Annotated in this window: 11 protein-coding genes; 6 read left to right on the forward strand and 5 right to left on the reverse strand. The window is 61.5% G+C overall.

Features of this window, described 5'->3' with window-relative positions:
- Nucleotides 1-44 precede the first annotated feature (44 nt).
- Nucleotides 45-1,319: an MFS transporter gene (locus tag FSO04_RS11405; protein WP_154559789.1), complete on the reverse strand. Its 1,275-nt coding sequence runs from the start codon at nt 1,317-1,319 to the stop codon at nt 45-47.
- 51 nt (nt 1,320-1,370) lie between these two features.
- Nucleotides 1,371-3,092 carry a ubiquinone-dependent pyruvate dehydrogenase gene (poxB, locus tag FSO04_RS11410; RefSeq protein WP_154559790.1) on the reverse strand — a complete coding sequence of 574 codons (1,722 nt, stop codon included), beginning with the start codon at nt 3,090-3,092 and terminating at the stop codon, nt 1,371-1,373.
- A 500-nt stretch (nt 3,093-3,592) separates the two neighbouring features.
- Between poxB and FSO04_RS11415 the strand changes: the two genes are divergently transcribed.
- From FSO04_RS11415 to FSO04_RS11440, 6 genes are all read left to right on the forward strand, one after another.
- Nucleotides 3,593-4,228 (forward strand): hydrolase, encoded by a 636-nt coding sequence (locus FSO04_RS11415; protein WP_154559791.1) that lies wholly within the window; start codon nt 3,593-3,595, stop codon nt 4,226-4,228.
- 106 nt (nt 4,229-4,334) lie between these two features.
- Entirely contained in the window at nt 4,335-6,212 is a 1,878-nt protein-coding gene (locus FSO04_RS11420) for an amidohydrolase (RefSeq protein WP_154559792.1), read from the forward strand.
- Between the two features lie 13 nt (nt 6,213-6,225).
- Complete coding sequence (locus FSO04_RS11425; RefSeq protein ID WP_154559793.1) at nt 6,226-6,624, forward strand: DoxX family protein; 399 nt, start codon at nt 6,226-6,228, stop codon at nt 6,622-6,624.
- 45 nt (nt 6,625-6,669) lie between these two features.
- Nucleotides 6,670-6,906 (forward strand): DUF1427 family protein, encoded by a 237-nt coding sequence (locus FSO04_RS11430; RefSeq protein WP_154559794.1) that lies wholly within the window; start codon nt 6,670-6,672, stop codon nt 6,904-6,906.
- Between the two features lie 157 nt (nt 6,907-7,063).
- Entirely contained in the window at nt 7,064-8,008 is a 945-nt protein-coding gene (locus tag FSO04_RS11435) for a VOC family protein (protein ID WP_154559795.1), read from the forward strand.
- Complete coding sequence (locus tag FSO04_RS11440; RefSeq protein WP_154559796.1) at nt 8,005-9,474, forward strand: alginate export family protein; 1,470 nt, start codon at nt 8,005-8,007, stop codon at nt 9,472-9,474. The genes FSO04_RS11435 and FSO04_RS11440 overlap by 4 nt, the downstream gene beginning before the upstream one ends.
- A gap of 48 nt (nt 9,475-9,522) precedes the next feature.
- On the opposite strand, the gene FSO04_RS11445 is transcribed toward FSO04_RS11440, so the two are convergent.
- The 3 genes from FSO04_RS11445 to FSO04_RS11455 form a co-directional block, all read right to left on the reverse strand.
- Nucleotides 9,523-9,915, reverse strand: a complete 393-nt coding sequence (locus FSO04_RS11445; RefSeq protein ID WP_154559797.1) for a DUF3331 domain-containing protein — start codon at nt 9,913-9,915, stop codon at nt 9,523-9,525.
- Nucleotides 9,916-10,044: 129 nt separating this feature from the next.
- Nucleotides 10,045-12,342: a PAS domain-containing sensor histidine kinase gene (locus FSO04_RS11450; RefSeq protein ID WP_154559798.1), complete on the reverse strand. Its 2,298-nt coding sequence runs from the start codon at nt 12,340-12,342 to the stop codon at nt 10,045-10,047.
- Nucleotides 12,343-12,674: 332 nt separating this feature from the next.
- Nucleotides 12,675-15,431: a winged helix-turn-helix domain-containing protein gene (locus FSO04_RS11455; protein WP_154559799.1), complete on the reverse strand. Its 2,757-nt coding sequence runs from the start codon at nt 15,429-15,431 to the stop codon at nt 12,675-12,677.
- Between the last annotated feature and the right edge of the window lie 187 nt (nt 15,432-15,618).

A 15,618-nucleotide genomic window follows, 5' to 3' on the forward strand; every position in this document is an offset into this window, starting at 1 on the left:
CGCCAGGTTCAAGGCTCGACCTTGTTGAGGAACCTGGCGCGTCCTCACGCGTTCGCGCGTCCGCGCGGTCCGGTCTCGCGCATGAATATAGCGAGCACCATGGCCAGCACGATGCCACCGAGCAGCCACGAACCGGCTGCCCGGAATGCAGACAGGTTCACCGTGCCGCCGTTCGCATGGTGGGCGAGCAGCTTGCCGTACACGGGCGTGAGCAACGCGCTGAACGTGAACACCAGAAAATTGATCGCGCCGCTGGCGCTGCCTTTCACGTTGTCTGGGTTGACTTCCTTGATCACCGTGTAGGGCAGCATCGCCGCACCGGAGCCGATGCCGAGCAGCAGGCCGAGCACGTAAGGCGGCGCCACGCCGGCCGGCAGATAGAAAATGCCGGTGCCCGACACGAGCATCAGCAGTGCACCGCCGATCAACACCGGCTTGCGGCGGCCCAGACGATCGGACAGGTAGCCTAGCAGAGGGCAGCCGATCACCCAGCCGAGCGGCACCATGCTCGCGCGATTGACGGCCTCTCCATAGCTGACGTCGAGACCGTTGTGCAGGAATGGAATGCCCCAGATCATGTCGCCAATCGTAGTCGGCAGGAACAACAGGCCGGCGCAGAAACCGCAAAGGTAGGACTGCGGATTCGTGAGCACCTGCTTGTACGGCGCGAACATCTTCATCCACGAGCCCTGGCTGGCCGGGCTGTCGTCATGGCCTGCCGGCGTCACGAATAGCACCAGTACCGCGATCACAAAGATCACGAGGCCGGACAGCCACCAGAACTGCTGCCATGTGATGAGGCCGTGAATGAGCGGCGCAACGGCGAACTGACCCGCGGATCCGCCCAGCATGCCGAAGCATTGAGTGAACCCTACCGCCGTCGCAAGAGAGCGGGGAGGAAAGCCGTGCGTGGCGAGATACACCGCGCCGATAAAGCCACACGCCGAACCCGCGCCTTGCAGCAGGCGGCCGACCTGCGCGGCCTCCACGCTGCCCAGGCCGAACAGGACCGCCCCCACAGCAACGAGAACGATGCCGGCCGGAATGACCGCCTTGCCGCCGAGCCGATCGAGTAGTGCACCGCAAAGGATCGAGAACAGCGCATAGGTGTAGTAGTACAGGCCGACAAGCGTGCCCACGCCCAGTGCATCGCGCGCGAACGCCGCACTCAACTCGGGCACCATCACGCCCGGCGCGGAACGCAGCATGTACTGCATGAAGTAGAACGCGGCACAGAAAAGCCAGGCGATGACGAAACCCATGTGGATGGGCTCGCGCTCGGATGGAACATCTACAGTGCTGACGATTTTGCTGGACATGGTTCGATTCCCATTGCGTGGATAACGGTCCCTATACGCTTGCGGACTGCACTACCGGAACAGATTGACCTTTGCGAGGTCGATGAGCTGCTGGCCTCGACCGTCCATGACGGCGCGAAGCATGAACAGCCCGAAGTGGTAAGCCTGGTCGGCGGTGGTCGTGGGAGGCACCACGAGCTCCTGACGTGCGCTTACTACGTCGACGAGCGCCGGACCCGGATGGGCGAACGCTTCGCTTAGCGCGCCTTCCAGCTCTGCAGGGTGCTCGACGCGTATGCCTTTGATTCCGATCGCGTTGGCCATCGCAGCGAAGTTCGGATTTTTCAGGTCGCAGCCCGTATCGACGAAGCCACTGGCCTTCATCTCCATTTCCACGAAGCCCAGCGTTCCGTTGTTGAGCACGACGACTTTGACCGGCAAGCCTGCCTGAATCAGCGTGAGAAATTCACCCATCATCATGGTGAAGCCGCCGTCGCCCGACATTGAGATCACCTGCCGGTCCCTGAAAGCGGCCTGCGCGCCGATCGAGTGCAGGAGCGAGTTGGCCATCGAGCCATGATTGAACGAACCGACCAGTCGCCGTTTGCCGTTCATCTTCAGATATCGGGCTGTCCATGCGATGGGGGTGCCGACGTCGCAGGAGAAGATGGCATCCTCGTTGGCGAGTTCGCTGACGAGCCGGGTCACGTATTGCGGATGAATGATGCTGCTGCCCGGTTCCTGCTCAGCGAGCGAATCCAGATTCGCGCGCGCCTTGCGATAGTCGTCGAGCGCACGATTCAGGAAGCTGCTGTCCGTATTCTCCCGAATCATTGGAAGAAGTTCGCTGAGCGTATCCTTGACCGTTCCCAATACGCCAAGCTTGATCGGGCATCGATTGCCGAGGGCTTCTGCCCTTGTATCGACTTGCGCGATCGTCACCCCCTCCGGATAGAACTGTCGATAAGGAAAGTCGGTGCCTAACATCAGGAGCATGTCGCAGCTCTTCATCGCGGAGTACCCGGAGGAGAACCCGACAAGACCTGTCATTCCCACATCGAACGGGTTGTCGTATTCGATGTACTCCTTTCCTCGCAGCGAGTGCACGATCGGCGCTTGCAACTTGCGGGCGAGTTCTACAACTTCCGCGTGCGAATCCTTGCAACCCGCTCCACAAAGCAAGGTCACGCGCGACGACTGGTTCAACAGAAGCGCGAGTTTCGCGATGTCGGCGTCCGCCGGGCGAATCATTGGAGCGGACGGTGCGCTCCAGTTCGGCACAGGTTTTGTGAGCGGCCCAAGTGCCACGTTGCCAGGTATGACGACAACAGCGACGCCTTTACGCGCAACGGCCGTCCGGATCGCACGGCCCAGAATTTGCGGCAGCTGGTCGGGGTGGGTGACGAGTTCGACGTAGTGACTACATTCCTTGAACAGCACTTCGGGATGGGTCGACTGAAAATAGTCGATGCCGATTTCCGAACTTGGAATATGTGCGGCGATAGCGAGAACAGGAACGCCGCTGCGTTGGCAGTCGAACAAGCCGTTGATGAGGTGCAGGTTTCCCGGGCCGCAGCTCCCGCAACAGACAGCGAGTTGCCCCGTGAGATGCGCCTCGGCGCCGGCGGCGAAAGCCGCGCTTTCCTCATGCCGCATGTGAACCCATTCAATGGAACCTTCCCGGCGCAGGGAATCCGTGAAGCCATTCAGCGAATCTCCCACCACACCGAATACACGCTTTACGCCCGCGTTTACCAGTGCACCTACCATGTAGTCGGCAGCTATCGTTGCCATTTCACATCTCCATAGATTAAGAATTGCTACGGATCGGATGCGGTCTGGTCAGACGAAAGAAACGCATCCCGCGTGAGCGCGTCGTCCAATTGAAATGGGACGATGGAAAGTCTGTTTCGTTATGCGACGTTCCGGATGGTAGTTGGCTACCCTGGAGGCGGCTATTACATGAAGCTGGTATCGGCGCAGCGAGTCAATCAGCGCTCGACGCATGTCGGGCAATGAGGCCGGGCACTCGAACGTGCCACGAGCTACCGCACTACATAAACATGCAATGTCCCATTCGGGAACAACGCTTTATGTTGCGGCTGTGGACGTTAGACCCAGGCTGTAACGCCCGTGCGGCACGGTGAAACTCGCGCTCAAGTTGCCTGAGGAAGCCGGTCGCATCCGTCTGGCCGATGCAGCATCGACTCGACTCATCCACTAACCGGACGCCGGCGCGGCTGCCTTCGTGCAACCGTGCGGGTCTCTTGCACTCTCGAAAAATGGAGCTACTCATGGCCTATGAACTGTTGACACCCGACACGTGCGCACTCGCACTTATTGATCATCAGCCGCAGATGTTTTTCGGCACGCACTCGCACGAGCGCACGACCATCCTGCACAACGTCCAGATCCTCGCGAAGAGCGCGAAGCTCTTCAAGGTGCCGACCGTTCTGACGACGGTCGCGGCCGACTCTTTTAGCGGCCATCTGCTGCCGGAAGTGCAGTCGGTGTTTCCGGAGAAAACGCCAATCGACCGCACGTCGATGAACTCATGGGAAGACAAGGGTTTTCGCGACGCGATCAAAGCGACGGGCCGCAAGAAAATCGTGATCGCGGGCCTGTGGACGGAAGTGTGCGTTGCTTTCCCGAGCGTGCAGATGCTCGCCGAAGGCTTCGAAATCTACGTGCCGACGGACGCCTGCGGTGACATCACAGAAGAAGCTCATCAGCGCGCCGTACAACGCGTCGTCCAGGCGGGTGCGGTGCCGATGACGTCCGTGCAGTTCCTGTGCGAACTGCAACGCGACTGGGCGCGCGGCGAAACCTACGACGGCTGCATGGAGATCTTCAAGGCGCACACCGCGTATGGCATCGGCGTGCGCTACGCGAAGCAGATTTTCGGCGAACACGGGAACAAGGCGGGCTGATCCCGGCTGAGCGCGCAACGAAATTCCTCCACGCCATGCGTTTCACGCGCGCCGCCGCTTTCGCCGCGCGTGAAACGCGTCTGACCAAACATCACGGAGAGCGACGATGACCGCACCGATTCAGCCCAGCCGCATTGCGGACCTGGTGATCTATAACGGCAAGATTGCGACGCAGGACGACAAGCGTTCGTTCGTGACGGCGCTGGCCATCGCGAAGGGCGAGATCGTTGCGAGCGGCAACGATCACGACATGATGCAATGGGCGAACGAGTCCACGCGCCGCATCGATCTGAAGGGACGCACGGTCGTTCCCGGTCTCAACGATTCACATCTTCACATCATTCGCGGCGGGTTGAATTTCAATCTTGAACTGCGCTGGGATGGTGTGCCCTCGCTGCGCGACGCGCTCGAGATGCTGCGCGCGCAGGTCGCACGCACGCCCGCGCCGCAATGGGTGCGTGTTATCGGTGGATGGAACGAATTTCAGTTTGCGGAAAAACGCGGGCCGACGCTTGAGGAGATCAACGCGATCGCGCCGGATACGCCCGTCTTCATCCTGCATCTTTACGACAGCGCGCTGCTGAACGCCGCCGCGCTGCGTGCGGTCGGCTATGACCGTGATACGCAGAATCCGCCGGGCGGCGAGATCCAGCACGACCGCCGCGGCAATCCGACCGGCATGCTGATTGCGCGTCCGAACGCGGGCTTGCTGTACGCGACGCTCGCAAAAGGGCCGAAGCTGCCGTTCGACGACCAGTTGAATTCGTCGCGTCAGTTCATGCGCGAACTCAACCGCCTTGGCGTGACGAGCGCGATCGACGCAGGTGGTGGCTACCAGTCTTATCCCGACGACTACGCCGTCATCATGGAACTCGCGAAGCGTAACGAGCTGACCGTGCGAATCGCGTACAACCTGTTCACGCAGAACGCGAAAAAGGAAATCGAAGATTTCGCGAGGTGGGTCAAGGTCACCAAACCGGGTGACGGCGACGATTTCCTGAAGATGAACGGCGCAGGCGAGATGCTCGTGTTCTCCGGCGCGGACTTCGAAGATTTTCTGGAGCCGCGTTCGGACCTGCCGGACGTGATGGAAAGCGAACTCGAAGCCGTCGTGCGGCTGCTCGTGCAAAATCGCTGGCCGTTCCGGCTGCACGCAACTTACGACGAATCGATCGAACGTTTCCTCAACGTCTTCGAGCGTGTCAACCAGGATACGCCGTTCGGCGGCCTGCGCTGGTTTTTCGACCACTGCGAAACGATTTCGGCGCGCAACATCGACCGCATTGCCGCACTGGGCGGCGGCATCGCCGTCCAGCACCGGATGGCGTATCAGGGCGAATACTTCATTTCCCGCTATGGCGCCGAAGCCGCCGCGCATACGCCGCCTGTGCGCAAGATGCTCGCGGCCGGGCTGCCGGTCGGCGCGGGGACGGACGCGACGCGCGTCGCGAGCTTCAATCCGTTCGTTTCGCTGTACTGGCTTGTTTCGGGGCGCACGGTGGGCGGCACGCTGATGTACGCCGCGCAGGATCGGCTGGATCGCATGGAGGCACTGCGCCGCTATACGGTGGGTAGCGCATGGTTCTCGAATGAAGAGACGAAGAAGGGCGCGCTCGTGCCTGGCCAGCTTGCCGATTTCGTGGTGCTGAGCGACGACTATTTCACGATGGAAGAAGACGGCATCAGGCATCTGAGCTCGGTGCTGACGGCGGTCAATGGGCGGATTGTCTACGCGGCCGAAGAGTTCGAAACGTTCGACCCGCCGGCGCTGCCCGTTAGCCCCACGTGGTCGCCCGTCGCGGAGTACGGCGGCTATGCGCGCTATCGTCCCGCGGCGCCGCTCGTGCAGTCGTGCAACGACGCGTGCGTGAACCTGTGCGGCGTGCATCGTCACGCGCATGCGTGGGCATGGCGCAGCAATGTGCCCGCTGGCGACGCGAACGCGTTCTGGGGCGCGCTCGGCTGCAGTTGTTTCGCGTTCTAGGAGCAGGCAGGCGATGAAGCGTTTTCTCACTCCCGATGTGGCGCTGCTGTTTCTGCGCGTCACCGCGAGCGTGCTCGTGCTGCTCGTGCATGGACTGCCGAAGGCAATCCACTACGCGAGTCAGTTCGAGGCGATCGAAGACCCGTTGCATCTCGGCAAGACGCTGACGCTAGGCTGCGCGATCTTCGCGGAGGTCGTGTGCCCGCTGCTGATGATCGCGGGCATCGCGACGCGGCTTGCCGCGCTGCCGATCATGCTCGTCTGCGTGGTCGCGCTGAGCCTCGTGCATCGCGAATGGACGCTGGCCCAGGCGCAATTCGCGTGGATGCTGCTGATCATGTTCGGAACCATCGCGATCGGCGGTGCGGGACGCTACCGGATTGCGCTGCGGCCCCAGTCCGGGCAGCGGTAAGCCTGAGCGCACGGCGCGTTTGCCGCGGCGCGTGAGGAGTGAACCATGTCATATCTGATTGCATTGGGTGCGGGCCTCGTGGTCGGCCTGCTGTATTTCCTTGTGCGCGTGCAATCGCCCGCGCCTCCGCTGATTGCGCTTGCGGGGTTGCTTGGCATTGTGATTGGCGAGCATGCGATTCCGTTCGTGCAGGCGCGCATACGCACGCCCGATGCGCAAACGCAAGGTGCACCGCCTGTCGCCAGCACCAAGCCGACTCCGCTATGCAACGAGGATCGATAGGCGCGGCAGGCGGCGCACAACCGGATGTTGCGCACGCTGCCGCTCGTCGCGTTGTGCGTGCTCGCTGTGCTGGTGCGCAGGACGGGCACGCCAAAGGTCGGAATCTGATTGTGCCGCACAACGCTGCGGCATCCCTTACCAGCCAGGAGTGTTTTTTATGAGTACCGTCAAGACGGTTCGAGTGTTGCGGGCCGCTGTCGTTTCGATTGTGTCTGTCACGGCGCTCGGCATGGCGTTGAGCGGCTCGCCGGCTTTCGCCGAGGCCGATCATCAGAACATAGGCAAGAGCCTGCCGGTCGTGTCGGTCGGTCCGCAATACGATACGACGCATGTTTATGTGGCGAGCCAGGACATCGACGCGTTCGTCGACAGTTTTATCGCGACGTTCGGCGGCACCGCTTCGCCGCGCGCCGTGTTCACGGTCACGCCGACGCCGAGCAAGACCGCTTCGCAATACGTGCGCACGCCTGTCGGCATGCTGTCGGTGTTTGCATTCCAGACGCCGATACCGTATCCGTTCGGCAGCGAGCGCACGGGCTATCTCGTCACCGACATGGACAAGGCCGTTCGTGCCGCGCACGCTGCGGGCGCGGACGTGATCGTGGATACGTTCGACGATCCGATCGGCAAGGACGCGGTAATCCAGTGGCCGGGCGGCCTGAACATGCAACTGTATTGGCATACGAAGGCGCCTTCGTATGATCCGCTGGAGACGGTCCCCGACAATCGCGTCTATGCGTCCGCGCAATCCGCGGATAACTTCATCAAGCGCTTTGTACGCTTTTCGCACGGCAAGGTCGTGTCCGACAACCGTCACGCGGACGGTGGCGAAATCGGCCGGCCCGGCGAGACGATCCGGCGCGTACGCATCACGTCCGGCTTCGGCACCATGCTCGTGTTCGTGACCGACGGCAAGCTGCCTTATCCGTTCGGCCGCGAAGTCACCGGCTATCTGGTCGCCGATCTCGACGCGACGCTCGCGAAGGCGCAGGGCGTCGGCGTGAAGGTGTTGTCGCCGGCGAACAGGACAGTTGAAGGGCGTACGGCGATGGTCGAGTTTCCCGGCGGCTACGTCGCCGAGATTCACGAGCTGGCGAAATGATGCAGCGTCGCTCACTGAGGCACGCGGCGTCGAAGGCGGCTGCCTGCGCCGTGCTCGCGGTGTGCGGATGGGCAGAGGGCGTGAACGCGTTCGCCGCCGATAACGCAGCGGATGCGGTTGCAGGCGTGGCCGCTGCGCCTCAATGCACCGCGAAGCGGCCGTCGGCGCTATCGTTCAACCGCTGGCAGGAAGACTGGTCGGCGCTGGCCAATCCGTGCGTGCCGCGCGAGCCGTTCGATGCGCTCAAGTACATCTCGCCCGGCAGCGATCCGTCGACCTATCTGTCGCTCGGCGCGACTCTGCGTGAACGCTTCGAACTGAACAACGCGCCACTCTTCGGGCTCGGCGCCGCGCGGCCCGACAGCTACGTCATCCAGCGCGCCGAAGTGCATGCCGATGCGCGCATCGGCATGCATGTGCAGGCGTTTTTCCAACTCGAGGATGCCCGGCCCTTCGGCAAGGATGCTGTTTCGCCCGTCGACAAGAATCCGCTCGACATCGAGCAGGCGTTCGTCGCGTTCGTCTATGGCGTAGGCAGCGGCACGTTCAAGGCGCGCGTCGGCCGGCAGGAGATGGCGTTCGACTTGCAGCGGTTCGTCTCGGTGCGCGACGGGCCGAACGTGCGTCAGGCGTTCGATGCGCTGTGGGCCGACTATGAAATCGACAAGTGGCGCTTCATCGGCTATATGACGCAGCCCGTGCAGAATCGCGACGTCACGGCCATCGACGACGTGTCGAACCGGCATCTCACGTTCAGTGGTGTGCGCGTGGAACGTGCGAACACGGGGCCAGGCGATCTGTCAGCGTACTGGTCGCGCTACAACCGCGACAACGCACGCTTTCTCGATGCGGCAGGCACCGAGCATCGCGATGTATTCGACGTGCGTTACGCGGGCAAGGTTACGCCGTTCGATTGGGATGCCGAATCGATGGTACAGACGGGGCACGTCGGCAAGGACACCATCGGCGCGTGGGCGTTCGGGGTGCTGGGCGGCTATACGCTCGCAACGGTGGCGGGCTCGCCGCGTGTCGGTTTGCAGATCGACGGCGCATCGGGCGACCGGCATCCCGGCGATGGCCGCGTCGAAACCTTCAATCCGTTGTTTCCGAACGGCTACTACTTCACGCTCGCGGGCTACGCCGGCTACAGCAACCTGATTCACGTGAAGCCGTCGATCACCCTCAAGGTATCGCCGAAGCTCACGTTACTGACGGCACTCGGTTTCCAGTGGCGCGCGACGACAGCCGATGCGATCTACGGTCAGGGGATGGCCGTGGTGCCTGGCACGACGGGGAAGGGAACCCGGTGGACAGGGATGTATGCGCAGATTCGCGCCGACTGGCTCGTCAGCCCGAACGTTGCGCTCGCGCTGGAAGCGGTGCACTTCGAAGTTGGCGATTCGATCCGCGCGTTAGGGGCGCGCAATGCGGACTATCTCGGCATCGAAGCGAAGTTCGGATGGTGACCGATGACAGGAGCGGGTCCGCTCAACGCTTCGACCGGATCTGAACCGTCAGAAGCCTTCGTCCAGAGAGACCGCTTCGAGGACCGTGGCCAGAATCATCGCTTCGATGTTTAGTGGTGTAGGTTGAACCCGCTTGGGTCGATACACGGCATTGCCTCTTGTGATGGCCTGGCCACTCAGGGCGCAAACCCCGGCTTTCTTCGCAACGCAGCGCCGCCAATGCTGTTCGCCGTAGCAACAGGATGTCGCGTCGCTCCACGCGACCGTTGCCGAGGTGCGCCCGCGACGCTCCAGCACCCGGATGACGCATTTGCGGAAGTCGCTTTCGCTGCCCTTCGGGCGGAAGCAACTGGACACAACAGGCGCCTGTGTTTCACCTTCGTTCGAGAGGAGCGCCATTGTTGACTGCCACGTTCTGTCTGTTTCAAAGGGAGCTTGCATGATGCGGTTCCTCGATTCTCGTTAGAGCTAACCCTCGACCTTGACTGGATGATAGGTAGCAGACTGGCGGGCCGCAATTACATGATTGTGGAGGGCGTCCCTCATTCGCCCTCCAGCACCATGCCTCGCTCAGCGACTGGCCGCTCCACTGATCTCGACGTCCGGATACACGGCTTCTTCGCTCAGGACTGGCAGGACGACGCTAAAAGTCGATCCGTAGCCCTGATTATTGGCGGCAGTAAGACGACCTTCATGCGCTTCGATAATTGAGCGGGACACTGCAAGCCCGATACCCATTCCCGTGCTCTTGGTCGTGACGAATGCGTCGAATATGCTGTCGCCACCCACGATGCCCACACCGTTATCGGCCACCTCGAGTAGCACGGACCCGTCGCGAAGCGCCTTTGCGGTAATGAGAATCTTCGGTGTGCGCCCCGAGTTTTCCGTGGCCTCTATTCCGTTCGTGATCAGATTGATCAGGACCTGCTGAATCTGTATCTGGTCGACGAACACCGGCGGCAGGCCATCGGGCAAATCGAGGTCGATGTCGGCGGTTTGCCGGGTTTCGTCTTCCCGTAGCAGCCGCACGGATTCGAGGACCATGTCTTTCACGTTACGCTTGCGCTTCTGGAATGATTGGCTCTTGAACAGCGCACGGATGCTTTTCATCGTCTCGTCGGCGGAATGGGCATCTCGAACGACGCTTTCCGCGGAAGTCCTGGCTTCGCTCAAATTGGGCGGGGACGCTGCGAGCCACCGATTGCAAGCCTGCGCATTGGCGATAACGGACGTGAGGGGTTGATTGAGCTCGTGCGCGATGGAGGCGGAGAGTTCGGCGACCGTGGCAATCTGGGTTGCCCGCGCAAGTTCAGCCTGAGTGTGCCTGAGCCGGTCTTCTGCACGCTTGCGTTCGTCAATATCAAGACTGAGTCCATACCATTGAACAATGTTGCCGTCGGCGTCCCTCATTGCTTCACCCGTGTGCTGGTACCACCGGTAAATCCCGTCTTTTCGGCGAAGCCGGGCGGTGTGGCAGTACGGTTCGCCAGTCTCGACCGAGTGTGTCCACGCTTGAATCATGGTGTTCAGGTCGTCAGGATGGCAGGTCTTCTGATAGCCGGCGCCCGCGAGCTGCGAAAGATCCAGACCAACGAATTCGACGATTTTCCGATTGATGTAAGTGAGCCCCCCTTGTGGGTCATTGCTCCAGAGCATGGCGGGAATGGTCTCGATCAGTTCGTGTAGCTGGTGCTCCCGCTGTTCGAGCGCGGCTTCCGTTTGTTTGAGATCGTCGATGTCCGTACATACGCCGAACCAGTGCAGGATCTGTCCGCTTTCGTCGCGAAACGGTTCGCCGCGAGCGAGATACCAGCGCAGTGTCCCATCGGCGCCTGCAACCTGGTACGTGTCCTGATACGACACACCTTCGTAGACAGCTTGCCGCCAGCGCGAGCGGACACGAAGACGGTCTGCTTCCGGGATGAGACGAAGCAACATTTCTCCGTCGAATTCTTGCTCGGTCTTTCCCATGAAGGCGAGCATTTGCCGACTCCATCTGTCGACTTTTCCTTCCGGCGTGGCTCGCCAGATCATCGCGGGCAATACGTCGACGAGTCTTCGCAAATTAAGCTCTTCCGTGCGAAGAACCTCCTGAGCCAGCTGCCGCTCGTGGATATCCGTCGAAAGTCCATACCAACTCACGATATCGCCGTTGGCATCGCGCATGGGCGTGCCTTTGCATTGAAACCAGCGATATGTGTTGTCGGCCGCGCGCAACCGATGGACCGAGTCGTAGGGCCTCCCGCTAGCGAGGGAATCTTCCCAGACCTCAAGGGTTGATGGAGCGTCGTCCGGGTGCACCAGGTCAAGCCAGCCGCGCGCTCTCAGCTCTTCGAACCGTAGGCCGGTGTAATCCTCAGTGCGCCTGTTCATATATTCCAGGCGGCCATGAGCGTCCGTCCGCCAGAGCAGGCTGGGAACATTCTCGGTCAGCCAGTTCAGTTGCGCTTCCCGTTCACGGATCAACTCTCTCGACTCGCTTGCCGTCAGCGCCTGTCGAACCTTGTGATCGAAATCATCATCCTTCGAGTGGGCCGTTGAGTCTGGCCGTTGGATGTGCCGGGGGCGTCGGGAGACCAGCTCGGCACAAAACCATACCGCGCCGATTGCGACGGCGCAGCGGCCGATCGAGCCGGAGGATAGAGGAGGGTGACCGGCAGTCAACATCGTTCCGGCGATCCCAAGCGAGACGAAACTCGCGGCGAGACGCCCAAAGCTGCGGTCGAAAAAGTGCGCGACCAGAACAACCAGTACGAGGCCGAGGCAGCCCGTGACCGGTTCGAGTAAGCCTGCCACGCCTGACGCGCCGGCTATGGCAACGCTGAGGGCGGCAACCCGGGACGAGCGTGGTATCAACACGGTAAGCATGTCAACCTCGAAGTTCGTCGACGTATTGGATAGTGGTACTCCACATTTTCACATCAATGCCGGGATTTTCCAGCGAAAAGCTCACTAACTCGCAAAGCGAGCGGAGAGGGTTGATGGTTATTTCGTGTCGTACCGCGAGGTCTGATCGTGCGCACCGTTGTGGCACGAATCGAGTACGAGGCAATGGAGATAGGTCATACCATTGCGGATGGGTGCCTTTTCAGGAACTGCCGATCAGGCCGCTCAGGAAAAAGATAAGGGAAAAAAGATTAATTTAAAACGTCGCATCGGATGGCGCCATTACATATTCATGTCGCTACTTCGGCATGCGGCTAGTCTGAACCCACAAGACCGAGGTCTCGCGCACGCGCAACAGCTTGAGCGCGCTTGTCGACGCCGAGTTTCACGAAGACGCTTTTCAGATGAGATTTGACGGTTTCAGCGCCAATTCCGAGCACATTTGCGATTTCCTTGTTCGACCGTCCGCGGGCAATCAGGTCGACGATTTCGCGCTCCCTTGAACTTAGCGACCCGCGCTCGATATCGCGTCGACGGTGGCCGCCTGGCTGATAGAGAATCCGCGCGCCGTCGAGCAGATGATCCACGTAGGCGCTCAGCTCGTTTGAGTGCGCCGTCTGTTCCGCGTTCCCTGTATGCCTGATGTCTTCACGAACGGCGTCCAGCAGCAATCCGATGTCCGGCCCCACGTCGAGAATGGACTGGTACACGCCTGCGGGCGCGGCGACCTTCAGGACTTCGCGAAAGATCCTGATCGCACGGGCACGTTCGCTCGCTGCCAGCCAGATCAGCGCAAGCATGGTTCGCAGGCGTATCGCCTGGAAATCTGCATGTTGTCGTTCGGCGCTCTGCAGCGCGGCGCCCAGCACCGCGGTGGCTTCTTCGGTCCTCTGTTGGGCCGCGGCAACGGCGGCCGCTCCGAATGCACGATAGTTCTCGATCTCGAGCGAGATGGAACGCGAAGGATGGGCGTTGGAGTCCGCCATCTGATCGAGCTGCGCGACGCAGGCAGCCGCCTCGACCATCCTGCTTTCCGCAAGATAAAGCCGTGTGCGTTCAACCAGGGCGGCGGCGGTCATGCGGTCCCATTGACGTTCGCAACTCAGCGCCTGGGCACGATCGAGCAATGCGTACGCCCGCCTCACGTCCGAACGCGCGGCGGCGATCCGGATAAGGAGGCGGTAGGCAATCAACACGCTATCGAGCAGGACCGCAACGTCAATGACCGGCATCAGCCCGGCAACCAGCGTTTCAGCTTTGTCCAGCCGGCCTTGTTCGTACCAGATCTGGCCGATCATCGGTGCGCATAGCGCCACCGAGATCGAATCGGGACCGGCGTGGCGTTCGGCCAGTTGCATCGATTCCGTGAAATACCGTTCGGCAAGTCCGAAGTGCAACTGTTGCATTTCCGCATGTCCCAGCAGGCACTGCCGGTAGACCGAGGAGTACAGATTGCGCCGATTTTCTTCGGCTGAGTAGGCCATCCACGGCGTTGCGTAAAGCGCTTCGAGATTGCCGGCCTTCCAATGGGCGAAGCGCACGACGTTGGACGCCACATTGGTAGTCCAGATATCGGTGGTCGGCCGCTCGATGCATGGTTCAGCGATAACGAGTGCGCGCTCGGGATCGTCCTGCAGTCCCGCGACGACCGAGCGGATCGCCTGGCATTCGCGCCGGATGTCTTTGGCTTCGGCGCCAGTGTCGGACGCGAGATTATGTTCGACTACATCCTGCATCGCGAGCGCCTCTTCGAAATGCATGGCGAGCGCCATGCCCCAGGCGATCGCCAGCGTAACCTTCACCTGTGCGCCGGCCAGACCGGCGGGAAAGCGGCGCTGCAAGTCGAGTAGCGTGAGCAGGTCGCCTTTCTTGACCAGCGCCATCGCACACCGCTCCATCAGACGAATCGCGTTATCCGTGCTACCCGCGGCGATCGCGTGTTTGACTGCCTCCGTCCACAGTTCCTGATCGGCATACCACGCGCACGCGCGGCAATGCAGTTCCGCCACCTCGTCGGCGTGCTGTGCTTCGAGCTGGGCCCGCAAGTATTCGCTCATCAGAGGGTGATAGCGGAACCATTGCCCGTTGGAGTCGAGCGCCTGCAACAGCAACTGGCCTCCGGCGATTTCGTCCAGCATAGGCTGGCTTGCGCGCAGGCCGGTTACCGCCTCGCAGAGCGACGCGCTCAACCGGTCGAGTATCGACGTGCGCAGCATGAACCTGACCATGTCGGGGGACAGGCGCTCGAACATGTACTCGATATAGGCGGCGAACGGCCGCGACGTACCGGATGGCGCATCACGCTCCCGAACCGCCTCGCCATCCTTGCGCGATAGCATGGACATCTGGATGCGCAGCGCCGCAGCCCAGCCCTCCGTGCCCGCAAAGAGCGTCTGGATGTACGAAGCGTTCAGCGTGCCGGGCAATGTGCGTTCGACAAAGCGCCTCGTTTCGTCGAAGTCGAAACGCAACACCGACCCATCGATTTCCAGCAGATCGTCGCCTGCTCTCAGCCTCGCGAGCGGCAGCGGCGGATCGGTGCGACTGCAGAGGATCACATGCACATGAGGCGGCGCCTTTTCGATCAGGAACGACATCGCGTCGTGTACGGCCGGCAGGCTCACCTGGTGATAGTCGTCAAGAAACAGGACGACCTCATCATCGACTTCGACAAGCTCATTGACCAGCGTGGAAACGACGGCGTGTAACGGGACGAATGCGGCGTCGGCAGTCAGGCTGATCGCCGCGGCGCCGACCTTGTCGCAGGCGTGTCGTAACGCGTGCGCCAGATAGTTGAGGAAGCGTGCGGGGTCATCGTCTTCTGTGTCGAGCGACAGCCACGCCACTAATGCACCGTTCGCGCGCAACCGGTCGAGCCAGCTGAGCGCCAGCGAAGTTTTGCCGAATCCGGCGGGCGCCTTGATCACGGTGAGACGTTTGTTCGCGGCGCGCTCGGCGAGGCCAGCGAGCCGAGGACGCGCGATGAGATCCACCGGCACGCGCGGCGGAACGATCTTCGTTGCCAGGAAAAGGTGCAGTCCGCTCGCGGATGTCTCTCCAGTCACACGCATGTTTCAGTCACCCATTGTATTGAGCCAGCCAATTGTTGGGAGGCGTGCTTGCCGCCACCCCCCGTTTATAGAAGCGCATCCCCCGGGTCGGGGGAGGGGGAACTCTCCCCAATCTGGGGGATGGTAGGTCGCGTCGCGCCAGGCGACCATACGTGTACCGGATTGAGATTGAAGCGTGCCCCAGGCC

Source organism: Paraburkholderia madseniana, from assembly GCF_009690905.1.
Taxonomy (GTDB): domain Bacteria; phylum Pseudomonadota; class Gammaproteobacteria; order Burkholderiales; family Burkholderiaceae; genus Paraburkholderia; species Paraburkholderia madseniana.